Annotated in this window: 15 protein-coding genes and 1 tRNA gene; 12 read left to right on the top strand and 4 right to left on the bottom strand. The window is 50.8% G+C overall.

All coding sequences use genetic code 11. The features are described from left to right. Nucleotides 1–21: 21 nt before the first annotated feature. The 4 genes from rpmI (at nt 22) to ACJ2PR_RS01435 (ending at nt 1987) form a co-directional block, all read left to right on the top strand. On the top strand, nt 22–219 hold the full coding sequence (gene rpmI, locus ACJ2PR_RS01450) for a 50S ribosomal protein L35 (RefSeq protein WP_446858791.1): 198 nt from the start codon (nt 22–24) through the stop codon (nt 217–219). A 62-nt stretch (nt 220–281) separates the two neighbouring features. Beyond that, nucleotides 282–632 (top strand): 50S ribosomal protein L20, encoded by a 351-nt coding sequence (gene rplT, locus ACJ2PR_RS01445; protein ID WP_446858790.1) that lies wholly within the window; start codon nt 282–284, stop codon nt 630–632. Nucleotides 633–637: 5 nt separating this feature from the next. Then, nucleotides 638–1429: a transporter substrate-binding domain-containing protein gene (locus tag ACJ2PR_RS01440; RefSeq protein ID WP_446869605.1), complete on the top strand. Its 792-nt coding sequence runs from the start codon at nt 638–640 to the stop codon at nt 1427–1429. Between the two features lie 30 nt (nt 1430–1459). Further along, complete coding sequence (locus ACJ2PR_RS01435; RefSeq protein WP_446858788.1) at nt 1460–1987, top strand: tetratricopeptide repeat protein; 528 nt, start codon at nt 1460–1462, stop codon at nt 1985–1987. A 158-nt stretch (nt 1988–2145) separates the two neighbouring features. Here the strand turns inward: ACJ2PR_RS01435 and ACJ2PR_RS01430 are convergent, their stop codons facing one another. Next, nucleotides 2146–3747: a FecR domain-containing protein gene (locus ACJ2PR_RS01430; RefSeq protein WP_446875641.1), complete on the bottom strand. Its 1602-nt coding sequence runs from the start codon at nt 3745–3747 to the stop codon at nt 2146–2148. A 370-nt stretch (nt 3748–4117) separates the two neighbouring features. On the opposite strand from ACJ2PR_RS01430, the gene ACJ2PR_RS01425 reads away from it, so the two are divergent. The 6 genes from ACJ2PR_RS01425 (at nt 4118) to ACJ2PR_RS01400 (ending at nt 9876) form a co-directional block, all read left to right on the top strand. After that, nucleotides 4118–5614 carry a hypothetical protein gene (locus ACJ2PR_RS01425; RefSeq protein WP_446875640.1) on the top strand — a complete coding sequence of 499 codons (1497 nt, stop codon included), beginning with the start codon at nt 4118–4120 and terminating at the stop codon, nt 5612–5614. Between the two features lie 233 nt (nt 5615–5847). Beyond that, nucleotides 5848–6381: a universal stress protein gene (locus tag ACJ2PR_RS01420; protein ID WP_446875639.1), complete on the top strand. Its 534-nt coding sequence runs from the start codon at nt 5848–5850 to the stop codon at nt 6379–6381. Between the two features lie 143 nt (nt 6382–6524). Continuing rightward, on the top strand, nt 6525–7322 hold the full coding sequence (gene minC / locus ACJ2PR_RS01415; RefSeq protein ID WP_446858784.1) for a septum site-determining protein MinC: 798 nt from the start codon (nt 6525–6527) through the stop codon (nt 7320–7322). A 416-nt stretch (nt 7323–7738) separates the two neighbouring features. Next, entirely contained in the window at nt 7739–8545 is an 807-nt protein-coding gene (gene minD, locus ACJ2PR_RS01410; protein WP_446858783.1) for a septum site-determining protein MinD, read from the top strand. An 84-nt stretch (nt 8546–8629) separates the two neighbouring features. Then, the gene (gene minE, locus ACJ2PR_RS01405; protein WP_446869602.1) at nt 8630–9013 is read left to right on the top strand and encodes a cell division topological specificity factor MinE; all 384 of its coding nucleotides are present in this window, start codon (nt 8630–8632) and stop codon (nt 9011–9013) included. Continuing rightward, nucleotides 9010–9876 (top strand): shikimate dehydrogenase, encoded by an 867-nt coding sequence (locus ACJ2PR_RS01400; protein ID WP_446869601.1) that lies wholly within the window; start codon nt 9010–9012, stop codon nt 9874–9876. Before minE ends, ACJ2PR_RS01400 begins: the two co-directional genes overlap by 4 nt. Before the next feature lie 29 nt (nt 9877–9905). On the opposite strand, the gene ACJ2PR_RS01395 is transcribed toward ACJ2PR_RS01400, so the two are convergent. Further along, nucleotides 9906–10163, bottom strand: coding sequence for a hypothetical protein (locus ACJ2PR_RS01395; RefSeq protein ID WP_446875638.1), 258 nt, complete (start codon nt 10161–10163; stop codon nt 9906–9908). After that, nucleotides 10145–11188 (bottom strand): ParM/StbA family protein, encoded by a 1044-nt coding sequence (locus tag ACJ2PR_RS01390; protein ID WP_446858779.1) that lies wholly within the window; start codon nt 11186–11188, stop codon nt 10145–10147. The genes ACJ2PR_RS01395 and ACJ2PR_RS01390 overlap by 19 nt, the downstream gene beginning before the upstream one ends. A 224-nt stretch (nt 11189–11412) precedes the next feature. Between ACJ2PR_RS01390 and ACJ2PR_RS01385 the strand changes: the two genes are divergently transcribed. Further along, nucleotides 11413–11484, top strand: a tRNA-Val gene (locus ACJ2PR_RS01385). A gap of 253 nt (nt 11485–11737) precedes the next feature. Here the strand turns inward: ACJ2PR_RS01385 and ACJ2PR_RS01380 are convergent. Then, nucleotides 11738–11986 carry a hypothetical protein gene (locus ACJ2PR_RS01380; protein WP_446875637.1) on the bottom strand — a complete coding sequence of 83 codons (249 nt, stop codon included), beginning with the start codon at nt 11984–11986 and terminating at the stop codon, nt 11738–11740. A gap of 249 nt (nt 11987–12235) precedes the next feature. On the opposite strand from ACJ2PR_RS01380, the gene ACJ2PR_RS01375 reads away from it, so the two are divergent. Beyond that, entirely contained in the window at nt 12236–12814 is a 579-nt protein-coding gene (locus tag ACJ2PR_RS01375; RefSeq protein WP_446858777.1) for a Uma2 family endonuclease, read from the top strand. The last annotated feature ends 25 nt before the right edge of the window (nt 12815–12839 follow it).

Genomic DNA, 12839 nt, shown 5'->3' with positions numbered 1-12839 from the left:
GTGTCGAATTAGAGCAAACCCATGCCCAAGCTGAAATCCCGTAAAGCCGCCGCCAAGCGCTTCAGAGCGACTGGAACTGGCAAAATTGTGCGCCGCAATACTCATAGAAAGCACCTCTTAGAACACAAGAGTCCCAGTCGTCGTCGTCGCCTCGCTGGAACGGCGATCGTCAATGAGCGCGATGCAGATAACGTACGGGCGATGCTGCCTTACTTGTAAGGTGATGGGCTTGTCAATTTCTCTAGCCTCAAGACCAGAATCAACATTAGGAAAACTGAACAATGACACGGGTAAAGCGCGGTAACGTTGCTCGCAAGCGCCGCAAAAAAATTCTCAAACTTGCTAAAGGCTTTCGTGGCTCTCATGGAAGTCTGTTTCGTACCGCTAACCAACAGGTAATGAAGGCGCTGCGGAATGCCTATCGCGATCGTCGCAAACGGAAGCGTGATTTTCGTCGGCTCTGGATTACTCGTATTAATGCCGCCGCCCGGATGCACGGATTGAGCTACAGCCAGCTAATTGGCAAGCTCAAAAAAGCTGAGGTTGAAATCAATCGCAAAATGCTGGCTCAGTTGGCAGTGCTTGATCCCGAAGGGTTTGCAAAAGTGCTAGAACTGGCTAAATCAGCTTAAGTCAGATGTCTGGCTCTATTGGGATGCTCAAAGTCATTCCTCAAGTCTTTGGACTCTTTGTGTTAGGGGCGCAGTTGTTGTGGCCCCTTCAGTCGTTGGCGGCAGATTTGCAGACGATCGTGCGCCGGGGACAGTTGATCGTTGGAGTCAAAGACAACTTGCGTCCTTTGGGGTTTCGAGATGCTGAGGGCAAGCTACAAGGGCTAGAGATTGAAATCGCTCAGAGGTTAGCTGAAGAAATATTGGGTCGGCAAAGCGTCACCTTTAAGGTTGTGAATAACCGCGATCGCCTGATGCTTGTCACTGAGGGACAGGTTGATCTCACGATCGCCAGAGTCACCGCTACGTCTTCTCGCTCTAGAATTGTCGCCTTTAGCGCTCCCTATTACTTGGACGGGACTGCTTTGGTGACTAAAAATTCAGGAATTCAGAAAGTCTCGGACTTGAATGGTCAGACGATCGCCGTTCTCAACGATTCCAGTACGATCGCTAGTTTGCGCTATCGTTTGCCTCAAATCAAACTGGTTGGCGTTGATTCCTACCAGGCGGGACAAGAGCTTTTGGAGACTGGAGGGGCGATCGCGTTTGCGGCCGATGCGAGTGTATTGGCGGGCTGGGTTCAAGAGTTTCCTCAATTTCGACTGCTGCCCTTGCGTCTGTCTACCGAGCCGCTCTGTATTGTTCTGCCGAAAGGCGTTCAGTATGATGAATTAAGACGACGCATTGACAGCGCGATCGCTCGTTGGCACTCTGAAGGATGGCTTGAGAAACGGGCCGCCTACTGGGGACTGCCGTGAAACCTTTTTATCATCAGCGAGTGACAATTTATGGATAGCTATCTTCCGATCGTTTACATCTCATTTTTATTGGGGCTACTGGCCATCGCTGGGGTGGCGGTCTTTCGTCAGGTGCTAAAAACTCGTCGGATTGAGAATGCGCTTTCTCGTCTACAAGGCAAACTCAGCAAAGAAAAAGGCACCGCGCTGGAATATTACGAACTGGGCAGTATTTTGTTGGATAAGCGGCTGTATGTGCAGGCGATCGCTCAGTTTCAAAAAGCGCTCAAGACAGGGACGTTAGAAGGTGCAGAGTTGGCGGCGGTCTACAATGCGTTGGGCTTTACCTACTTTGCTCAAGAGCAATATGATCTGGCGATTCGCAACTACAAAGAAGCTTTGAAAGCATCGCCCAACTATGTGACAGGGTTAAATAATCTCGGTCATGCCTACGAACGCAAACAGCTTGCGGCTCAAGCGCTAGAAATGTATGAGCAGGCACTCAGTCACGAACCTACAAACCCAACAGCCAAGCGTCGTGCTGAGTCTCTTCGTAAACGATTAGTGACTTCTGCGTAAGGAACAAATTCCAGACAGATGCCAATTCGATGAATGTCTTCGCTTTGTTGCTTGGAGCTTTTGCCTCCCAACCTCCTAATTCTGGGGGACTATAAAAACAAAAAATTGGGTGCTGAGTCGCAAAATGACCTAGCACCCATTCTTTTTGGTTGTGTCTCTTATCTCACAGGCTGCTGAACCTGTCCCGTTGTCGCTGGGGATTCGGGTGTGGCGGATGGTGCCAAGGCGGGAGCTAATGTAGGAGTGATTTGAGGCGATCGTACTGCTGGGGTCTGCTGTACAGGCGCAGGTGGGTTATTTTGCTGGGTAGGTGGCACGACTGGAGCCTGAGTCGGAGTTGGAATGATAGTCGGTGCAGAAGTAGGAGTCTGGACGGGAGGCGAGATTGGAGCTTGAACAGGCGGTTGGACAGGAGGCGTGACAGGTGTCCGAACAGGGGGCGAGATTGGAGCTTGGACAGGCGGTGTTACAGGGGCTTGAACGGGTGCCGGAGTTGGAGTGACAGGTGGTGCGACAGGTGCCTGAACGGGTGCTGGAGTCGGAGCAACAGGCGGTGTTACTGGAGCCTGAACAGGCGGTGTCACAGGGAGCGGAGTTTGTTGTGCTGCGGGCGGGTTAGGAATGGACTGCGGAGGCTGATTCTGCTGGGTAGGTGGCGCGGCAGGTGCCTGAGTCGGACTTGGTGTAGGAGTCTGGACAGTTGGTGCTGGTGGAGCCGGAGTCGGAGTGATTGTTGGAGGTGCTGGGTTAGGTACTGGAGGTGTTGAAGGTGTTGAAATAAGTTCTGGATTAGATGTTGGAGGTGCTGGAGATGTTGGAGGTGCTGAAGATGTTGGAGGTGCTGAAGATGGCCCGGAATTGATCGGATCTCCGGTGCTTCCAGGCGGTCGAAGGTCACCCAGATTGTCTCCAAGAGGGGTAAAGACTGAAGGTTTTATCCCATCTTGGGTAGCAACAGATTGGGAGGGTTCTTGGTAAAAGTCGGAGTCAATTGGTGAAAGACTCACAAATTTGCCTTGAATCACTCCCTCACCCTGAAATGGATCTTTGCTCTGCTTCTGAAAGGCCTCAGAGGTCTCGCCTTGGACAGCGGCAATATCGCCATCTGCATTTGCCCTATTCTCTTTGGTCAGGTCTAGACCTCTGACAAGCTCACTGGTTTCATAAAAAGTCTTTAGGTCAAACTCATAGAGCTTTTGAATTCTGTCTCGCACAATGATGACCATCTGCCCAGATTTGAGTTCTTGCTTTTGAGACCCATCTTTGTTGAGGATGTCCATTGGCCCGTCGGGGTTGTCGGTCAGGGCACCGACGATCGTCGTGTCGGTTGCTGCGTCATATCGGACAAACAACGCTGATCCTCTAATTCCGGCTGAGGCATTGGGCGTGTTTACCTTGGTTCTACCTCTGCCAGGCGGGATGAGCAGCAGTACCGTCCCATTGCTTAGACGAAAGTTGCGAGTCCCAGCGGTAAAGCGAAATAGGGCAAGTTCTCCCACCCTAGCCAGAGAGCCATCATTAAAGCGCAAGGCTGCACGAGCCGATCGAGCCGTTGACAAAGCATCCCCAGTTGTCATGAGATCTCTTAACTTGGCAGTGCGGGGAGCTTGGTTTTCACGCATCAGCCGAGCCTCACGGACTAATTCTTGAATGGTGGCCTTGCTCAAGGTCACCTCCGCACTGGCAGATCTGGGCGAGAAAATCGTACCCAATCCGCAGAAAACGATCGTTGTGACGACGAGGAACAGTTTGCGAGACATAGACGCTCCAAGGGCAGAGGGACACTAGAGCCATCTAGATCTGCTAGACAAACTCCGTGTTTTAGGGCTTGCTAAATCAAACTTTACAGGAACTTGCGAACAATGACTTAACCCGTATAGGTGAAAACACAGATTCAGTCTTTATCCTCACTTTACATGCACTACCGAAAAGATGGAATTGTATCCAGAAGCTTTAAGAACTCTTCATCAAGAATCGAGTAAAACCAATCTGTATTAGGTTGGATAACGACAAGGTAGGCAAATGTTCCTGAAAGTTAGAACAAAGTGTGAGGGGTTGAGCCAGGTGGTAGTCAGGAAGGGCAATCAAAACCGATCTAGTAGACGTGCAGTTCTCAATCTTGAGCAACCGATGCGTCGTCACAAGTTTGGGCGAAGTCAGCTTTTGGGTCAGACCTGTTTTTGGACAAGCGTGGCGATCGCCCCCTCAGTTTGCGCCATGCCGCTCCCCTCGGCCTTGTCTCTAAACGGAGATTGGCATCGTCCGGATTTAGATGCTCCGGCTCCCCCTTCCGCTTTTGGCAGTCATCAGTTTGCCGCTTATGTCCAGGACTTAACCGATCGGGCAGCCCCTTCTCACCCATCCCCTCCCATTCATCAGCAGGCGACTTTTCCTCCTCCTCGACAGGCATCCGTACAAACCGCAAGGCTGCTTTCAGAACAGAGTCAAATATCTTACCGAGCCAGCGATCTCACTACCCAGGAGCCAATTCGCAAGATAGAAGCTCGATCGCCCCAGCAGTTTGACCTCGATCAGCCCGACAAGACAATCTCAGATTGGACAGAAATCACCCGCCTAGAGGAGCCGTCTTTATCTACTGAGGCTGCGTCTTTTTGTTGGCGGGTTGATGATACAAACTGTACAGTTGTCACCAACTTAAATTGGCTGAGTCAGGCTCAACAGACCGCCGACCCCGAATTGGGAATTTTGCGACTGCGACGGCAGCTTCGACCTGGAGATCCCGAATTGGGAACCTTACAACTCACGCCTTTAACCCTGGAAGGTGTGCTTGACCCAGAACTCGGCATTCCCATTCTCCGAGAAAGGCCGCTCGATCAAAAACCCCCTGCACCTCGTGTCGCGCGACAACCTTCTGTCTACTTGCTACTAAGGGCGGACTACTTTAAGACAACGAATGTATTTTCGGGCGTTGACCCGGTAGACGATGGACTGATCCGATCGGGTCTTACCCTATTTTACGCCCCTGCGATCGGGCCCCAAACCTATCTCGTCACCTCGCTGGATGCCAGTCTAATCCGCTATGCCAACCTGGGCGGCATGAAAAACCAAGTAGGCTCCAGCACATTTGGTTCGCTCAACTATAACGAACTGCGATTTAGAGCCGGAGTTTTACAGCGGTTGAGTCCCCGAATGTTTGGAGAAATTGGCTGGAGCAATCAGCAGCTATTTACCACCAAAGCAGGACTGCGGGACGCTCTGAAAGGCGATCGCTTTTTTAATGACCACTCGATTCGCGTCGAACTCAACCGCCAAGATCCGCTGTCGCCCAGGGTGTCTTTAAATACGTTCTATCAGTTTCGTGCCAGTTTTGCTGATCCGAGCGATCGCGATCGGTTGATTCACTCTCTGATCGCATCGTTGGGCTACAGTCTTTCACCCACTTTTCAGGCAGCGATCGATTATCAGATTGCCTGGTCACACTTTACCCGACAGGTGCGAGATGACATCTATCAACAGCTAGTGGGCCGTCTCACGTACAACGTTACGCCTCAGAGCCAATTTAATGTGTTTGGTGGATTTAGCTTTGGGTATTCCTCAGATACAAATATCGATTTCAACGGCTTGATCGTTGGCGTGGGATTGGTGATCAACCTGCCCCTGTTCTAGAAGCAAGTCTTTTAGGAGATCAGTTCGATGAAGTTTCTCGCTTCGCTGTTGAGCGTTCTGCCCCTCAAGCTGCCAATTCTGCGGAACTTTAAGAGAAGAACTTAAGAGAAGAACTGGGGTTCGGAATTTATCAAGTCCAAAGTCCCCTCTGTTTATCGTTTTGTTTTAGAAACGCTCTATCCAAGTCGTCTCCCATTAAATTGAAATTAGTTGAGTATCAGGAGGAAAGTCCTGTGTTTCAAAGAATTTTAGTTGCCTTGGATCAGTGCGATCGCAGCCAATTAGTGTTTGAGAAAGCTTTGGCGATCGCCCAACCCCTTCACGCTCAGTTGATGTTAACGCATGTGTTATCGCCTCTCGAAGATGGCTATCCCACGCCGATTTATCCGGTGCCAGACAGCATCTATCCCATGCAGCACGAAGAACTAGTACGGCGATCGACCCAAGAATTTGCCGCTTTTGAGCAACAAGGACTAGAACGACTGCGAACCCATCAGCAGATCGCCACCGCCGCAGGTATTGTTACCGAATTTACACAAAACATTGGCGAACCGGGAGACACCATTTGCCAAGTCGCCAAGACCTGGAAAGCTGACCTGATCATTGTGGGGCGACGGGGACATGCCGGACTCGCAGAATTGCTGCTCGGCAGTGTCAGTAATCATGTGATGCATCATGCCCCTTGCTCTGTGCTGATTGTCCAGGGAGAAACAGGAGAGTCTGCGCCAATCCAGTCCCAAGCCAGCGCAACACCCGTTAGTTCGTAAACTTTGATACTCAGTTTTCACCCATTCACTCCAGTAACAAGGCAAAATAGCAGAGATATCGCAAGCAGAGATGATCTTCAACTTGCGCTTATGATGGGGCGTGAGTCCTAAAATAGTTAATCCTTGCAGCCCAGATTCTCTGCATGACTTCCGAAGCCTCTCTTCCTTCTTCACTGCCCGATTCTCCTGCTCCGATCGAGGTCAGCCAAAACATCCAGGTGCGCTTGAAAAATGAAGGCGGTCACTTACTCGTCACCCTGCCTCCTGACTCAGAAAACACAGACGCATCAAGCGGACTGACCTGGCCAGAAATTTGGCAACAGTTCAAACAGCAGCTTGATGCCAAGGAGCGATTTTGGCAACCCAACACGATCGTTCATTTGTCGGTCAAAGATCGTCTGATCGATGCTCGTCAACTGCACGCGATCGCGGATGCTCTGTCTGAAGTGCAATTACAACTCAAGCGCGTCTACACCAGTCGTCGCCAAACCGCCGTCGCCGCCGCCACCGCAGGCTACTCAGTCGAGCAACAAACCGCTGTCGCCCACCTCACCCAATCTGCCGGAGAAGCGGGACAAGCGATCGAAGAACCCCTCTATATTCAGATGACGCTGCGATCGGGGACAGAAATCCGGCACAATGGCACCGTCGTTATTTTGGGCGATCTCAATCCTGGTAGCTCGGTGATTGCCGAAGGAGACATTCTCGTGTGGGGTCGCCTGCGGGGAGTCGCTCATGCAGGCTGCAAAGGGAATGCTCGCTGTCTGATCATGGCGCTACAAATGGAGCCGACTCAGATTCGGATTGCTGATTTTGTAGCCAGGGCACCCGAAACGCCCCCTGCTCAGTTTTATCCAGAAGTGGCCTACGTCGCTCCCCAGGGCAACATTCGGATCGCAAAAGCCACGGATTTTACACGTCAGTCTGAGAAGAAAGAGTAGTTCCAATTTTTGGGGAAGTGGCTCGTCTTTTGATCCCCTGTGACTCTGCTAAAAAGGTGAGAAGATCAAAGTTCATCGATCGTAGATTTAACAAAACCAACGATCGTGTAACGATTCTGTAAGATGTGTTGAGCCACGCAAAGCGTATCGATTTCAACCATTGGTGGTGCGTTTTCCTACCGCTCAATACGCCCTACAAAATTCGGTACTGTTTAACTCACGAGCCATAGAAAGATAGGAAAATCCGTTTTTCTGACTAACTTCCCCAGGGCGGTTGAACTAATTGAGTGAATTTTCTGATACTGTTGGCTGAAGGTTCAATATAGACGATCGCACGGTACAGTTTCCGGCTATTCTGGAACATCTATCATCTGGTTTAGGCAACACTCGTTAGTACGTAGTCGTATCACAGATCAATGGCTCGAATCATCGTCATCACATCCGGCAAGGGTGGAGTGGGCAAAACCACCTGTACAGCAAATTTGGGTATGGCTCTGGCAAAACGGCGACGCAAGGTTGCGGTTATCGATGCCGACTTTGGGCTACGAAATTTAGACCTTCTATTGGGGCTAGAAAATCGCGTCGTCTTTACTGCGGTTGAGGTGCTGGCGGGGCAATGCCGCCTTGAACAGGCCCTCGTCAAAGACAAACGACATCCTAACTTAGTGCTGTTGCCCGCCGCGCAAAATCGCACCAAAGATGCCGTCAATCCCGATCAGATGAAGCAGCTAGTCAACGCGCTGGCCAGAGTGTACGAATATATTTTGATCGACTGTCCGGCGGGGATTGAGAATGGCTTTCAAAATGCGATCGCCGCTGCCAAAGAAGCGCTGATTGTCACGACTCCAGAAATTGCCGCTGTGCGAGACGCCGATCGGGTCGTCGGACTTTTAGAAGCCAACAATGTCAAACAAATTCGGCTGATTGTCAACCGTCTTAGACCTGCAATGGTGCAGGCAAACGATATGATGTCGGTCGAAGATGTACAAGAGATTCTTGCGGTGCCGATGATCGGTGTGGTGCCCGATGATGAGCGTGTCATTGTTTCGACCAATCGAGGAGAGCCGTTAGTCCTGTCTGAAACGCCTTCCCTTGCAGGGGCTGCCTTTGATAACATCGTTCGTCGCCTCGAAGGTGAAACGGTTCCTTTTCTGGATTTAAACGTTCAGTCGGATGGATTTTTTTCGCGAATACGCAAAATTCTCTCGACCAAACTGATGTAGGTCGGATACAAGTATAAAAGTCCACCAGACGCTTTCCCGATTCCTTTTCTCGACTGTAGCTCTCCTTCTCGACTGTAGCTCTCCATGATCATCGAACTTCTAGAACGACTTTTTCCGCGAGCCAATGACACCAGTCGCCAGGACGTAAAGCGCCGTCTCAAATTTGTGCTGGCTCACGATCGCGCTGACCTGCCGCCTAACCTGCTCGAGTCCATGCGGAAAGAGATCTTAGAAGTGGTACTGCGCTATGTAGAACTCGAAGATGACGGCATGGAGTTTTCGCTCGAAAATAACCAGCGAACGACCGCCCTAATTGCCAATTTGCCGATTCGTCGCATTCGTACCGACCAAACCAAACCAGACATCAAGCCAGAAGTCAAACCCGTCCTTCAGGACGATAGCGGCGAAGTCACCCTTGATCTAACGCTGGCCGAGACCACCCCGCCAGAGTCTGTGCCCAAAGAATGAACCGGATCACAGGTCAAACCAAACTGCTGGGCGTGATGGGCTACCCGATTGCTCACTCACTCTCCCCGGTGATGCACAATGCGGCCCTGGCTGAGATGGGAGTTGATTGGGTCTATGTGCCGTTTGCGATCGCTCCCCCGATGTTAGCGACCGGATTGACTGGACTGGCGGCGATCGGGGTGCAGGGCTGTAGTGTGACGATTCCTCACAAACAAACCATCATTCCCTTATTGTCCAAAATTTCGCCTGTGGCTGAGGCGATCGGCGCAGTGAATACGATCTGGCAGACGGAGCAAGGCTGGAGTGGCACCAACACCGATGTCGAAGGATTTTTAGCCCCCTTGCAGTCGATGCAGCGAGATTGGAGTCAAGCCGTTGCGCTAATTTTGGGAAATGGCGGAGCCGCCAGAGCCGTTGTCGCTGGATGTGCCCAATTAAGATTTGCAGAAATCCACGTTGTCGGGCGCAATCCTCAAAAGCTAGAAGCCTTCGCCCAAAGCTGGCAACAGTCGCCCCTCGCCCCAACGCTTCAAGTTCACTCCTGGGAGCAGCTACCTAACCTGATGGGTCGCGCTAACTTGTTGGTGAATTCGACTCCGATCGGCATGGCTCCTCATCCTGATCAATCGCCGCTCACTCAGCTTGAAGCTGACCAGATTACACCCGGACTGATCGCCTACGATTTGATTTATACGCCCAGCCCCACCCAGTTTTTGCAGCAGGTTATCGAACGGGGAGGAACGGCGATCGACGGCCTAGAAATGTTAGTCGAGCAAGGGGCCGCCGCGCTCAAAATTTGGCTCAGGCAGCCCGTCCCGGTTGAGGTGATGCGTCACTCGCTCCAACAGCATTTGGGGATTTGACACGATCACTCCATCCATCCCCTCGCTTGCTACATGCTCAACAGATCGTCTAGTTCATCTAACGCCTCACAGTCTAGAGTCCGACCAATCTGAACAGGGACATTTCGTGAAGTTGAGATCGTCGTCTCAACATTGATCGGCTGCAATCTGCCATAGAGATAGTCATCTGCATATTTGCGAAAGACCGCCTCGATCGCCGCCCGCGAATTTTTTAAGCCCCACTCAGACGCAATCTGTTCTGCCTTTTCCAAAACGTCCTGGCTGAGTCTCATTTTGTTGTCATACATAGCTGCAATCCTTCAGGAATCGGAAACAAACCTCGAACATTCGCAAACTGGGGATCGGGGACAACCGCAAACAGCTTACGACCTGCCAATCGTTCTGCGATCAGGTGAGAACTGCCCCCCGTGACCAAAAATCGAGTGACTCGCGCCATAAAAGGCGTATATTGTGCCTTCACCGTCTGAAAAATCCCTTTGAACCAGGGGTCAAGATACTCGTTGAGCCACAGTTCCCACGACAGGCCCGTATCAGCATACTGATGCCCCATCTTGAAGCCATCCATAATCAAAGCAGGGTCAGCCGTCGTCCCCAGCCCATTCGCCAATCGCTTATCGAAACTGATGGCCGTCGCCAACTCATACGCCCCGCCGCGATCCATCACATTTTCGTCAATCACGTCGCCTTCTGCATCGATCAGCCGCGAAATCCAGGTGCCGCCGCCAATGTCTACGACGATCGTGTACCCGCTATCAGGAATCAGCCCCAGCCGTTGTGCGTAGGTATAGGAACCCAGCCCTTCTCGCTCGACTTCTACCTGCTCGACGGTGACCCGAAACGGAATGCCATTGCGCTTAAACTCGTGAATGCCCATCAGTTGCGCCCTCAAAACGTCTTGGCTGCGGGCAGGTTGGGGCGTTGAAACATGCAGGTTGAGTGAAAATTGACAGATGTCTTCGGCAGCGCGATCGGCTTCGATACAGGCGTAAAGGTGCAGCCGTGCCAGGTCAAGTTTGTTTTCGACCACGGTTTGTTGCTGTCTGCGGTACTTATAAGCCTGGGTGCCAAAGTGATAGCGCGCCCCGTCGGGCAGCTCGATCAACGGTGAACTGTCTGAGTAGCGCACGGCATCTCGACCTTGAGGAAGCTGAAATCGAATCGATCGAATCGCTTTGGGGTTTCCGGTGCCGTTCCAAAACTTCAGGTCATAGTTTCCGGCATCGAGGGCGAGCGATCGGGTAGGCACAATGGCAACGGGGATGGCGGGAGCTTCTTTTCGCGCTCTCGTTTGTTTGGCTTCTACACTGGTCATTGGTTCCTCCTTTATACTGATCCGTTAAGGCTGCGATCATGTGTCCCCAACTGCGGTCAGGTTTACCCAATTAGTACATAAGTACTCTATGCGAACCAGTCGGAGGTGTCAAGTCGATCGCCAACAAATTTGAAAATCAGTTATGCATAACAAGAACCCCAAAATGGTATGATGTCAGCATTGAACCAACCACTCTTCTAAATGGCTGCGGTTCGACAGATTTTGGGCGATTAGCACAGTGGTAGCGCACTTCCTTCACACGGAAGGGGTCACTGGTTCAAATCCAGTATCGCCCATAGACTTAAACCCTTCTCTAGGGAGAGTTTCAAGCAAACTGAAGCTCCTAGCTTTTATTCATCAAAACTCTCTTTACTCCCTTCCCGCTGTAAGAACTAGGAAAGAGTAAGGGGTTTCCATTACAGGGCAAACGCATGAAAATTGTTGATCCTTTCAGATTAAGGATTTCAGCCTCTAAGCATTTCTGCCCATGAGGTCTGGAAGCCTTGCAGGGTAGTCACCCAATTTTTTTATGTTTGCCCTGGGTTTCCATTACCCATTGCTCAAATACTCCTCTAGCTTCTGATATTGCAAGTTCTGGACATGTGCCGCTTTCGTCGGTTCCTTTTGAACAGGTTGTGGAAGAGCGATCGCTTCAGTGGTCATTGGTGATGCTTTGGGTAGTAGCTGTACCTTGATCGATTCCGCATCAGCATTCGTCAAACTGAGACGATCCTGAATTTTCTTAAGTTGTTTTCGGGTACGATCGCTAAAAGGAAAGTTTCTCAAAGCCGTTTGCACTGATCGCTCATACTCAATTGAATATAGTCGGATGAATATTCAGTCGGAGTTTCAACTAGCCTCTGATACAGCCACTTCACCAATGTCTCAAGACTGGTGAACGTGATTTTCAGGTCAAAAAGCCCAGGTTCACGCTGGTCATGAGATTCAGTGAAATTACGGCACTGAGAAAATTTTAACTCGTAGGAGAAAGCTCTGTGAGAAAAGCAGTTCTGTTAAGCTACGGATACTCATCCAGCGAGGCAAATCATGACTGCCTTAGTGATCAATCTTAGACCGACGATCGAACTCACCGACGACGAATTCTACAAGTTCTGTCTACAGAATCCAGACCTCCGAATTGAAACCACAGCAACAGGAGCGCTAATTGTCATGCCGCCAACTGGAGGAGAGTCTGGCAAACGCAACGCTGATTTAACGACGGATGTTGGACTTTGGAATCGTCAAGCTGATCTAGGAGTCGTGTTTGATTCTTCAACGATCTTTAAGTTGCCGAATGGAGCTAATCGTTCTCCTGATGTTGCATGGATTACGAACGATCGCTGGAGTGCTTTAAGCATCGAACAGCAAAAGAAGTTTCCCCCCATTGCCCCTGATTTTGTCATCGAATTGAGATCAGAAACTGATACCTTGAGCGAACTTCAGGAAAAAATGCAGGAATATATGGACAATGGCGTGCGGCTCGGTTGGCTCATTGATCCGCAAACGAAACAAGTAATCATCTATCGTCTCGGTCAGCCTGTTGAAACGCTACAAACTCCAGCGACGCTTTTGGGCGAGACAGTCTTACCCGGATTTGTGCTGGATCTCAGCCGCATATTTCGCTGAATTGGTCTAGAGTCCAAAGTCCAGA

Source organism: Phormidesmis sp. 146-33 (assembly GCF_052939515.1).
This window is presented reverse-complemented; position numbering and strand designations above follow the sequence as displayed.

Excerpts from the sequence above, each read along its gene's own strand:
- rpmI (WP_446858791.1), top strand. The coding sequence starts at position 22 with ATGCCCAAGCTGAAATCCCGTAAAGCCGCCGCCAAGCGCTTCAGAGCG.
- rplT (WP_446858790.1), top strand. The coding sequence starts at position 282 with ATGACACGGGTAAAGCGCGGTAACGTTGCTCGCAAGCGCCGCAAAAAA.
- ACJ2PR_RS01440 (WP_446869605.1), top strand. The coding sequence starts at position 638 with ATGTCTGGCTCTATTGGGATGCTCAAAGTCATTCCTCAAGTCTTTGGA.
- ACJ2PR_RS01435 (WP_446858788.1), top strand. The coding sequence starts at position 1,460 with ATGGATAGCTATCTTCCGATCGTTTACATCTCATTTTTATTGGGGCTA.
- ACJ2PR_RS01430 (WP_446875641.1), bottom strand. The coding sequence starts at position 3,747 with ATGTCTCGCAAACTGTTCCTCGTCGTCACAACGATCGTTTTCTGCGGA.
- ACJ2PR_RS01425 (WP_446875640.1), top strand. The coding sequence starts at position 4,118 with ATGCGTCGTCACAAGTTTGGGCGAAGTCAGCTTTTGGGTCAGACCTGT.
- minC (WP_446858784.1), top strand. The coding sequence starts at position 6,525 with ATGACTTCCGAAGCCTCTCTTCCTTCTTCACTGCCCGATTCTCCTGCT.
- minD (WP_446858783.1), top strand. The coding sequence starts at position 7,739 with ATGGCTCGAATCATCGTCATCACATCCGGCAAGGGTGGAGTGGGCAAA.
- minE (WP_446869602.1), top strand. The coding sequence starts at position 8,630 with ATGATCATCGAACTTCTAGAACGACTTTTTCCGCGAGCCAATGACACC.
- ACJ2PR_RS01400 (WP_446869601.1), top strand. The coding sequence starts at position 9,010 with ATGAACCGGATCACAGGTCAAACCAAACTGCTGGGCGTGATGGGCTAC.
- ACJ2PR_RS01395 (WP_446875638.1), bottom strand. The coding sequence starts at position 10,163 with ATGTATGACAACAAAATGAGACTCAGCCAGGACGTTTTGGAAAAGGCA.
- ACJ2PR_RS01390 (WP_446858779.1), bottom strand. The coding sequence starts at position 11,188 with ATGACCAGTGTAGAAGCCAAACAAACGAGAGCGCGAAAAGAAGCTCCC.
- ACJ2PR_RS01375 (WP_446858777.1), top strand. The coding sequence starts at position 12,236 with ATGACTGCCTTAGTGATCAATCTTAGACCGACGATCGAACTCACCGAC.